Annotated in this window: 7 protein-coding genes and 4 pseudogenes; 9 read left to right on the top strand and 2 right to left on the bottom strand. The window is 59.7% G+C overall.

From position 1 onward, the window contains the following. Positions 1-776 precede the first annotated feature (776 nt). Genes NKI25_RS35585 through NKI25_RS35565 form a run of 5 tightly spaced genes read left to right on the top strand, consistent with a single transcriptional unit; the run spans position 777 to position 6,264 of the window. Positions 777-2,366 carry an ABC transporter substrate-binding protein gene (locus NKI25_RS35585; protein ID WP_353000825.1) on the top strand — a complete coding sequence of 530 codons (1,590 nt, stop codon included), beginning with the start codon at positions 777-779 and terminating at the stop codon, positions 2,364-2,366. Positions 2,367-2,389: 23 nt separating this feature from the next. Beyond that, positions 2,390-3,328 (top strand): ABC transporter permease, encoded by a 939-nt coding sequence (locus NKI25_RS35580; protein WP_353000824.1) that lies wholly within the window; start codon positions 2,390-2,392, stop codon positions 3,326-3,328. A 1-nt stretch (position 3,329) separates the two neighbouring features. Continuing rightward, positions 3,330-4,217: an ABC transporter permease gene (locus NKI25_RS35575; protein WP_353000822.1), complete on the top strand. Its 888-nt coding sequence runs from the start codon at positions 3,330-3,332 to the stop codon at positions 4,215-4,217. Next, positions 4,214-5,230, top strand: coding sequence for an ABC transporter ATP-binding protein (locus tag NKI25_RS35570; protein ID WP_353000820.1), 1,017 nt, complete (start codon positions 4,214-4,216; stop codon positions 5,228-5,230). Before NKI25_RS35575 ends, NKI25_RS35570 begins: the two co-directional genes overlap by 4 nt. Continuing rightward, positions 5,227-6,264, top strand: coding sequence for an ABC transporter ATP-binding protein (locus tag NKI25_RS35565; protein ID WP_353000818.1), 1,038 nt, complete (start codon positions 5,227-5,229; stop codon positions 6,262-6,264). Before NKI25_RS35570 ends, NKI25_RS35565 begins: the two co-directional genes overlap by 4 nt. A 71-nt stretch (positions 6,265-6,335) precedes the next feature. Here NKI25_RS35565 and NKI25_RS35560 read toward each other — a convergent pair. After that, positions 6,336-6,508: pseudogene (locus NKI25_RS35560) on the bottom strand (transposase domain-containing protein); the annotation flags it as partial. Between the two features lie 553 nt (positions 6,509-7,061). On the opposite strand from NKI25_RS35560, the gene NKI25_RS35555 reads away from it, so the two are divergent. Both NKI25_RS35555 and NKI25_RS35550 read left to right on the top strand, forming a co-directional pair. After that, positions 7,062-7,283: a recombinase family protein gene (locus tag NKI25_RS35555; RefSeq protein WP_353000816.1), complete on the top strand. Its 222-nt coding sequence runs from the start codon at positions 7,062-7,064 to the stop codon at positions 7,281-7,283. Between the two features lie 5 nt (positions 7,284-7,288). After that, positions 7,289-7,570, top strand: coding sequence for a hypothetical protein (locus NKI25_RS35550; protein WP_353000814.1), 282 nt, complete (start codon positions 7,289-7,291; stop codon positions 7,568-7,570). Here NKI25_RS35550 and NKI25_RS35545 read toward each other — a convergent pair. Then, a pseudogene (locus tag NKI25_RS35545) lies at positions 7,567-7,909 on the bottom strand (transposase); the annotation flags it as partial. The gene NKI25_RS35550 and the pseudogene NKI25_RS35545 overlap by 4 nt on opposite strands. A 126-nt stretch (positions 7,910-8,035) precedes the next feature. Here NKI25_RS35545 and istA point away from each other — a divergent pair. Together istA and NKI25_RS35535 are read left to right on the top strand one after the other, a co-directional pair. Next, positions 8,036-9,315: pseudogene (istA, locus tag NKI25_RS35540) on the top strand (IS21 family transposase). Next, positions 9,312-9,661 (top strand): annotated as a pseudogene (locus NKI25_RS35535) (ATP-binding protein); the annotation flags it as partial. The pseudogenes istA and NKI25_RS35535, both read left to right, overlap by 4 nt. Positions 9,662-9,763 lie beyond the last annotated feature (102 nt).

Here is a 9,763-nt window from a genome sequence, read left to right as displayed (position 1 = left end):
ATCGGCGGTATCAGCCATCACTGGACGGAAAATACAGACGATGCCGACCTCGTGCTCGGCTGTCAGGTACTGGCTGATGCCGCCGAGATGATCCTGCGTGGCGAAGGCAGGTGACGGTTGCGATCCTAACCAACGCGATGTTTAGACACCCAACAAGCGTGCCGATCGGCCCGACCGTCTTGTGGATGTAGTTATAGCCATCGTTGGGGATCGCTCCCCAGTCGGGCGTCGGCGGGCGAACCCCCATGCCGAGAAAGCTGAGACCTGCCTCCACGGGCCGGAACGTCCGGGCACGTACGACGTGGACGTAGATCGGCACGCGCGTTATTGCGATGACGAGAATGACGCTGGCGAGGCTGGGTCCCGGAAGCGCGATGATCCCTAGCGCAAAGATAATGCCGGGAAGGAGCGGAGCGTATCGAAGAGAAGCAGGAGCAAATTGTCCAGCCAACGCGGCCCGAACTCTGCGATGAGACCAAGCACGAGGCCGACTGCCATCCTTGCTGCCGCCCTCCCAAGCGGCCACATTCCACTCCTCTGAAATGGCGCGCTACTTTGCAGAACCTGCAACATGGGCCTGTCTACCGGATTTTGGCAGTTCCATATAGCGACAGGCTGATGACATTTCAAATCACACTGCTTCGTGCGGGAGGCGTTTCAAAAACAGATACATTTTGACGTAATCCTGCCTCCCCCATGCCCTAATCTTTGGACGCAATAAATATAGAAGCGGGCCCGCTCTGAAAGGAATGGCTCATCCGAAAGGGGAACTGATCATGAAAGATATCGTGTCCAGTGCAAGCCGACGCTCATTTCTTAAGACCAGCGCCGTGCTCGGAGGAGGGTTTATAGCTGCCGGCGTGCCGCTCTCGCAGGCCATCTGGGCCGCAGAGGGTAAGGTACTCAAGGCACGTTCCGAAGCTGACCCTCAGAAGCTCGACCCCGCCTTCTACATGTCGTACGTCGAAGTGGACGTGATGAACTGCATTTATTCAAAGCTCACGAGATACAAGCCAGGCTCCGAATGGGGATGGGAATTAGAGGCGGCAGAGAAGATCGAGCAGGTCGATCCGACGCATGTCCGCTTCCGCCTGAAGAAAGGAATCATGTTCACGGGCGGCTACGGCGAGATGACTGCCAAGGACGTCAAATTCTCCTTCGAGCGCGTGATTAAGCTCGATGCACCGACCAAGCCCGATTGGGGTCCGCTCGATCATGTCGACTTGGAGGACGACTATACTGGCGTGATTGTGTTCAAGACGCCATATGCACCGGTTTGGCTCATTACCCTTCCCTATGCCGCCGGCCAAATCGTTTGCGAAGATGCGGTAATGAAGGCCACCCAGGACGGCGGTGATTTCGGCATGAAGCCGCCCGCTTTCTCTGGTCCATATGTTCTAGCTGATTGGAAGCCGAACCAGCATCTCCTCTTGACGCGCAATCCGGAATGGACAGGTCCGAGGCCTGGCTTTGACGAAATCCGCATCGTTCCGATCCAGGACATCAAGACGGCGGAGCGCGCCTATCAAGCCGGCGACCTCGATTTCACTAATATCAGTCCGGATTCCCTTGCGAAGTTCAAGAGCACTCCGCCCGCCGAGACCAAGGTAGAGGAGAAGCCCGCGCTCCGTTACATCTGGTTAGGTATGAATGTGGATCACCCGAAGCTGAAGGACATCAATGTGCGCAGGGCGATTCAATGGGCGATCAACGTGCCGCAGATCCTGGATGCTGCCTATTCGGGCCAAGCTGCCGTGGCGACAGGCACCATTCCTCCAGGCATTATCGGACACCGCGAAAAGGCGCTCATCCCACCCGAAGGCGATCTCGCAAAGGCCAAGGAGTTCCTGGACAAGGCCGGTGTGAGCACCCTGACCTTGACCATCGATTGCTTGAACGAGAGCAGGTATCTCACCATAGCCCAAACGGTGCAGGCTCAATTGTCCCAGATTGGCATTACGCTCGAGGTCAATGGCCAAGATTCCGGGTCGTTTTGGTCGATCGGCACGGAATCGGCGGGCGAGCGCTGGAAGGACATGCAGCTCATCGTCAATAATTTTTCCAGTCTGCCGGACCCGCATTACGCCACGTCCTGGTTCGTGCAAGATCAAGTGGGCGTCTGGAACTGGGAGCGCTTCCGCAGCGATCGTTTCGACGAGCTCAGCGCTAAGGCGGTTACCATCAGTGACACGAACGAGCGGGCGAAGCTCTATCAGGAGATGCAGGACCTCATGGAGGAGTCCGGCGCCTATCGGTTTCTGACCCATGGGGCCAATCCAGTCATGTACCGCACCACGCAAATCAAAGCCGCAACCCGCCCGGATGGAGTCCCGTTGTATCTCGATTGTGAGCCGGTCTCGGCTTGAGCGGCGCGGTCTGACCCAAGAAGATGTGGCTATATCTCATCAAACGAATCGCCCTCGCGATCGCAATCATTGCGATCGCGGTGACGCTTCTGTTCGTGATGATCAGAGCAGTGCCCGGCGATCCTGCCGCGGTTCTGCTCGGCCCGCGGGCGACTCCCGAAATGAAGGCGCAGCTTCATCAGCAGATGGGACTCGACAAGCCGCTTGTTGTGCAGATCGCCACTTTCTTTGGCGGGCTGCTCCGTGGCGATCTCGGCTTTGACGTGTTCAGCCAGAGGCCTGTTGCCGACATTGTCTTCGAGCAATTACCCTATACGATCGGACTGATCCTGGTCTCGATCTTCTGGGCGGTCATGGTAGCCGTGCCGCTCGGCTGCTACTCGGCCATGCGGCGCAACTCATTGGTCGACCAGGTGGCCGGCGTCGTGACCGTCGCCACGATCGCAATTCCTTCCTTCGTTATGGCGGTTTACGCGCTGCTGATTTTTGCCGTGACTCTGCGCTGGTTGCCAGCGATCGGAGCCGGCAATGGCTTCCGGGACGGACTAATCCATCTCATCCTCCCAGGCTTCGCCATAGGGATTGGCTGGGTCGGCTACATTTCCCGACTGGTCCGGGCATCCATGCTCGAGGTCTTGGGGGAAAACCACATACGGATGGCCCGCTCTTTCGGAATCTCGGAATGGCGTATCGTTGCGCGCTACGCGCTGCCGCTCGCGATCCTGCCAACCGTGACCATACTCGGGGTAGGCATAGCGTGGCTTCTTTCGTCCGCTGTCTTTATCGAGGTGGTCTTCGCGAGACCTGGCGTCGGCGCGTTAATCGTGAACGCGGTCAATACACGCAACTATCCGATTGTGATGGGCATCGTGCTCGTCACCACGTTCCTTATTGTTACCGCTACGACGCTCTCCGATGTGGTCAACGCATTCCTCGATCCGCGAACCCGGGAAAAGCTCTGACATGGCGATCGTTGAAATCATCCATCCCGAACCCAACGATGCGATGGGCGCCTCTCGCACCTTTTGGCGGCAATTTCGCAAAAACCGCCTGGGCATGCTCGGAGCAGTGCTTGTCATACTCATAGTAGCAATGGTGATGTTCGCTCCGCTGATGATCACGCATGATCCGATCCGGATCATGGTCGGACCGCGTCTGGCCGCACCTTCTCTGGATTTTTTGCTGGGTACGGACCAACTGGGTCGCGACACGTTTTCTCGCACCATCATGGGCGGTCGCATCCCGCTCCTCGTTGCTTTCGCCTCCCTCGGCAGTTCACTGGCAGTCGGCCTAGTCCTTGGTTTGATCGCGGGGTTCGGTCCCCGCTGGCTCGACAATTTGCTCCTGCTTTTCTTCGATACGATCCGGTCGTTTCCAAGTATCATTTTCGCGCTGGCCATGATCGCGCTTCTGGGACCAAGCCTGGCGAGTGTCATTCTAGTCATCGCAATAACGTCTATGCCCATTTACGCGCGTGTCGTGCGCACCCAGACAGAAGCGCTGCGTAGCAGTGAGTACATCGCCGCAGAGCGTAGTATGGGCGCCGGCACGACGCGCATTCTCGCCGTGCACGTACTGCCCAATGTCCTGGGCCCGCTTCTAATTCTGGTGAGCATGGACGTGCCGGCCGTCATCGCCGTAGAGGCGGGTCTCAGCTTTCTCGGCATGGGCGTGCGACCACCGACACCCGATTGGGGAGCTATCCTCAACGATGGCTATAATTATATCGATAGGACGCCTTGGTTGGTCATCGCGGGCGGCATTCCCATTGTCCTCGCAACGCTAGGCTTCACATTTCTGGGTGAGGCGCTGCGAGACATATTCGATCCCAAATTGCGGAAAGACCTATGAGACGCGACGATCTGACACAGCATACGTCCGGCCGGCCGCTTCTTGAGATCCGTGACCTAAATCTTGATTTCGGCACACCGCGTGGGCGCATCCATGCCCTGCGTAACGTTTCGCTTGACGTGCCGGCCGCACAGGTGGTTGGCATAGTCGGCGAAAGCGGATCCGGGAAGTCGACGCTCGCCTATACAGTGATGGGCCTCCTTTCTGAAAACGCGGATGTCACCACTGGCAGCATCGTGTTCGAAGGTCGAGACCTGCTCAAAATGCCCGCTCAGGCGCGTCGGAGTCTGCTCGGCGATCGTCTTTCGATGATTTTCCAGGATCCGATGACCGCACTCAATCCCGTGCGGACCATCGAGAGCCAGATGATCGATATCCAGCACCACGAACAAGGAAGCCGCAGCGAAAAGCGCGCTCGTGCCCTCGAGATGCTTCAACGGGTCGGAATTCCCGATCCCCAAAGCCGTATTGGCGCCTATCCGCATCACTTCTCTGGCGGCATGCGTCAGCGCGTTTGCATTGCCATGGCGCTTCTTGTGAAACCAGCGCTCCTCGTCGCAGACGAGCCAACCACTGCACTCGATGCAACGCTGGAAGTGCAGATCATTCGTCTACTCAAAGATTTGCAAAAAGAAATTGGTTGCTCGATTCTCTTCGTCTCCCACCACCTCGGCGCGGTGGCTGAGTTGTGCGACCGGGTCGCCGTCATGTATGCGGGCGTAGTGGTGGAGGAGGGGGCTGTCCGGGACATCTTTCACAACCCTGCTCACCCCTACACGCGCGCGCTGCTTGAGTGCGATCCGGGGCGGATCAGACAAAGGACGCGCACTTTGCCGACCATTCCGGGCGAGGTGCCCAGTCTCCTCGGCAGCAAGAAGGGATGTATCTTCCGCGCCCGGTGTCCCCAGGCATTCAATCGCTGTCTGCAAGAGAACCCGGTCGAGTACCGCATCGGCGTGGACCAAGTCGCCCGATGCCATCTCCTCGACGAAGAGCGGTTAGTTTCGGCATGAGCACGCTGCTTCAGGTTGAGGACCTGCGCGTCCGCTTCCGCACCACGGGTCCGCTGAAGGCGCTGGCAACCGGGACCAAAACCCCTTTCATCGACCCAGTATGCGGTGTGTCCTTTGAAATCCGCAAGGGCGAGACACTCGCCCTTGTCGGCGAAAGCGGCTCGGGCAAATCCACCATCGCGCGCACGATAATCGGCTTGCAGCGGGCCGTGAGCGGCAGCATCAGCTTCGACGGACAGGAAATTGAGGAGCTCAGCGGGGCTGAACGCAAGCCTTACTTGCGGCGCATGGCGATGATGTTCCAGGATCCGGTCGGCTCACTCTCGCCGAGGCTGACCGTTCGATCGCTCCTGACAGAGCCTTTTCGGATACATGGATTAAAACGTCGCGATGCCGGAGGCGAAGCGGAGCGCCTGCTGCGCATGGTTGGCTTGCCGGCGGACTTTACTCGCCGCTATCCCCATCAGCTTTCCGGTGGTCAGGCCAGGCGCGTGGGTATCGCGCGTGCTCTTGCGCTGAATCCGGACTTGATTATTGCCGATGAGCCGACCGCCGGCCTCGACGTCTCGGTGCAGGGCGAGGTGCTGAATCTTCTCGCGCGGCTTCAGGACGAACTCGGCATGGCGATCCTGATTATCACGCATAATCTTAACGTGGTGCGCCACATGACCGATCGCATGGCGATCATGTATCTCGGCCGCTTTATTGAGGTCGGCTCGACCGAGCGTATCTTTGAGTACCCGCGTCATCCCTACACCGAGGCGCTGCTTGCGGCCAATCCCGAGCCTGACCCGGATGCGGTGCTCAATAGGATCGAGCTCAAGGGTGAGGTGCCGAGCCTGATGAAGCGGCCATCGGGCTGCGAGTTCCACACTCGCTGTCGCTACGCGCAGGATATCTGCAGCCGCGTCTTCCCCGAACGTTCAACAAGCCCGGATGATACGGAGCACAGCTTCAGATGCCATATCCCGCTGGAGCGTGAGATGGTCCCGAGTTTGAAGCGGCCATTCCCGGTGTCAGTCGAAGCCAACTGATGATAAGGAGCAAAGATTGTGACTAAGAAGCCCTGGGATAAGGAGGAAAGTAAGCGGTTAGCTGATTGCAAATCTGGCTTGAAGTTCCAGGGCATGAGCATTTTGGTTTCGGCGGCGGGCCAGCGTTGAGCGATGCGGGTCAAGTTCAAGGAGAGACAGGAGAGCGGATCGACGCCATTCATTTTGGCCGTTTGCAGCAGTGTCGCCACGTCGCCCCAGTTCGTCCACCACCCTCGGAAGCAGCGTCATAATGCCCGGAATCCGGGATTCGATGTTGTTGTGGCCTATCCATTTCACCCGCTGACTGGACAGACCGTTGTCGTAGTCGGTGAGTATGGTGTACGACGGCATTCGCCATCTTTTGATCCGGCAGCCGCACGGCGGGAACTTCCATCTTCCGGAGTGGATCGTCGTCCCACAAGCCGGCTCGGTTGCGATCGTTGCCATTCCCCGACTTCCGCTCACGCACCTGCTCGAACTTCGCGCACTTATCGATCATCTCGTAGCTTCTCGTCCGAGAGACTCAATCTCTTGGAGGAGGACATGCCGATGAAGCATCCGTCGCGAACCCAACTGGATTTGTTCACGCGGGCAGCGCCGCCGGCGGAGATGTCGAGCTAGGAACGGCTGAAGGCGGTGGTGCTGTTGCAGTCTCTACTCGTCGAAGCAGCGTCCGTGCCAGGCGCTGGACTGTGGAGCCGGGAGCGGAAGGAGGCGGGCGATGAGCAAGACTACCCCTGAGCACCTTTGCCGGAGCGCCATCATCTACATCCGGCAAGCCGACGTCCTATCAGGTCGTGAACAATCTCGAGAGCCAGCGTCGCCAATACGGCTTGGCCGAGCGGGCCCGGCAGTTGAGTTGGGGCGGAGTCCAAATCGTCGATGATGATCTTGGCCGATCCGGTGCCGGCACGGCTCGGCCCGGCTTTGAGAAGCTGTTGGCTGCCATCTGCGAAGGTCGTGTCGGAGCGATCGTCTCGCTGGAGGCGTCGCGGCTGGCGCGCAATGGCCGAGACTGAGAACCTTGATAGTTAATGAAGATGGTGTCTACGATCCGCGCCTGATCAATGACCGCCTACTGCTTGGCATGAAGGGCACGATGAGCGAGATGGAGCTTTCGGTATTCCGGCGCTCCATCGAGGCGCTCAGGCAGAAGGCTCGGCGTGGGGAGCTCCTGCTGACTGTGGCTGTCGGCTACGTCAAAGGGGAGAATGGGCGGCTTGACAAGTATCCGGATCGTCGGGTGCAGGACGGCCTTGCTTTGGTGTTCCGCAAGTTCGTCGACCGCGAACAATCCGGGTTCTAAGCTGCGACCAGCTTGGGCCGGAGTTGAAGCAGTGCGATCAAGAGCGACAAAAAACTCTTCAGCCATCTGAGCAGGAGGAGAAGTTGTAGCCGCCGGCGGCCAGGATGGCGTTGACGGCGTCGCCCTGCTGACCGGCGAGGTAGTTGCGGCCCATGCGGTGCTCGGCCTTGATGTGGCAGATGACGGGTTCGACCGCCGACCGCCGCCGCATCTGGCGCTTGATGGCCGGGGTGACGCGGCGCTTCTGGCCGCTGGTGAAGACCCTGAACCTGTGGCTCTGGGGTGTGTTGAGGCCCGATAGCCGGCGTCGGCGAGGATGCGGCCGATCTGGTTGCCGATGGTGTCGATGCCGGCTCAATACTCCCCAGAAGTGCCGTTTGAATCTTCCCCAGTTTAGCGCTGCCGCCGGTCTTCCGGAGCGCGCTCCGGGAGACCGGCGGCGCGTGATCGTTGATGCTTCTCCTGATGGTCGGGAGAGGGATTTCGGTGATCAAGATCGGGGAGATGATGATGAAGATTTGCATCGGCAGGGCCTGTCGGTGTCAGCGATCGCCAGGGAGAGCGGGATCGACCGCAAGACGGTGCGCAAATACATTGCGCGCGGGCTCGAGGCTCCGGCCTACGGACCGCGCAAGCCGCGTCAGGCGGTGATCGATCCCTTCACGGCCTATCTTCGCGAACGCGTCACGCGATGTCCCGGACTCACCGGCAGCCGGCTTTTCCGCGAACTGAAGGACCTCGGCTATGGCGGCGGCTACACGGCCGTCACCGACTTCCTGCGCGACGTCCGTCCTGCCGCGGCGGAGCGTGGATACGAGGTTCGCTTCGAGACCCCGCCCGGCGAGCAAGCGCAGGTCGACTTCGCCCAGTTCAATGTCGTCTTTGCCGATGAGCCGACCACGCCGAGAATCGTCTGGCTATTCTCCATGGTGCTTGGCTTCAGTCGCCTTATCTGGGCACGCTTCGTCGTCCACCAGGATCTGCCGACTGTCTTGCGCTGCCATGCTGGGGCTTTCGAGGCGCTGGGCGGCGCTCCTCGCGAAGTGCTTTACGACCGTATGAAGACGGCTGTGATCGGCGAAGGCGATACCGGCGGCATCGTCTACAACCGTGCCCTAGTCGATCTTGCCCGCCACTATGGTTTCCATCCCAAGGCGTGTCGGCCTTACCGCGCCAAAACGAAAGGCAAGGTCGAGCGGCCGTTCCGCTACATTCGCGAGGACTTCTTCCTGGCCCGGTCCTTTCGCGATCTCGAAGACCTGAACGCCCAGTTGCGTCACTGGCTGGACACGGTCGCAAACCCGAGGGTTCACGCCACCACAAGGCGTGTCGTCAACGAAGCTTTCGCCGAGGAGCGCGCAGCGCTGCGGCCGCTGCCGTTGGCTCCCTTCCGATCGGTCCTGAAGCTCGAGCGACGCATCAGCCGGGAGGGCATGGTTAGCGTTGGCGGCAATTTCTACAGCGTGCCCGACGCCACCAGGCGCCGTGTCGTCGAGGTACACACTCTGGCCGAAGAGGTTCGCATCTTCGAGGACGGCGCACTGATTGCCACCCATCCTATTCTCGAAGGCCGGCACCAGCGTCATGTCGAGCCGGGTCATCGCAACATACACGTCCACAAGCGCCGACAAAGACTGAGGAACGATGAGGTCATTCTTCATGGCTCGGGCGACAGGGTCGCTCAGCGCCCGTTGGCCTTCTACGACGCCGTCGCCCGGGTGATGGCGAAGGAGCAACGTCCATGACGAACGCGCTCGATACCACGCCATCCACCATCGACCGGATCCGCCACGACCTCGTCGGCCTGAAGATGCCGCGTGTGCGCTCGAAGCACTCGATCATGTCGTGCGCCGGCTCGAGCAAGGCGAGATCGCCGCCCTCGAAGCCATGGACATCCTCCTCTCGGAAGAGTTGACCCTGCGCGAGAACAGCCGGATCAAGACGGCACTGCGCATGGGGCGCCTGGCCACGATCAAGACGCTCGCCGGCTTCGACTTCTCTTTCCAGCCCTCGCTCGACCGCGATCGAATCTTCACGCTGGCCCAACTCGGCTTCGTCGCCCGCTGCGAGGTCGTCCACTTCCTCGGCCCGACCGATCCCACGACATAATGCACACCTCGCTATGTTATTGAAAAAGCTGGATCTGCTGATCCTGTGATTGTGATAATGGACTGTGTCCGCTCCTGCCGGAAT

The organism is Mesorhizobium sp. M0808, assembly GCF_040320025.1.
In the GTDB taxonomy this organism is placed as follows: Bacteria; Pseudomonadota; Alphaproteobacteria; order Rhizobiales; family Rhizobiaceae; genus Mesorhizobium.
This window is presented reverse-complemented; position numbering and strand designations above follow the sequence as displayed.

Coding starts and splice junctions, on each gene's coding strand:
- NKI25_RS35585 (WP_353000825.1), top strand. CDS start 777: ATGAAAGATATCGTGTCCAGTGCAAGCCGACGCTCATTTCTTAAGACC.
- NKI25_RS35580 (WP_353000824.1), top strand. CDS start 2,390: ATGTGGCTATATCTCATCAAACGAATCGCCCTCGCGATCGCAATCATT.
- NKI25_RS35575 (WP_353000822.1), top strand. CDS start 3,330: ATGGCGATCGTTGAAATCATCCATCCCGAACCCAACGATGCGATGGGC.
- NKI25_RS35570 (WP_353000820.1), top strand. CDS start 4,214: ATGAGACGCGACGATCTGACACAGCATACGTCCGGCCGGCCGCTTCTT.
- NKI25_RS35565 (WP_353000818.1), top strand. CDS start 5,227: ATGAGCACGCTGCTTCAGGTTGAGGACCTGCGCGTCCGCTTCCGCACC.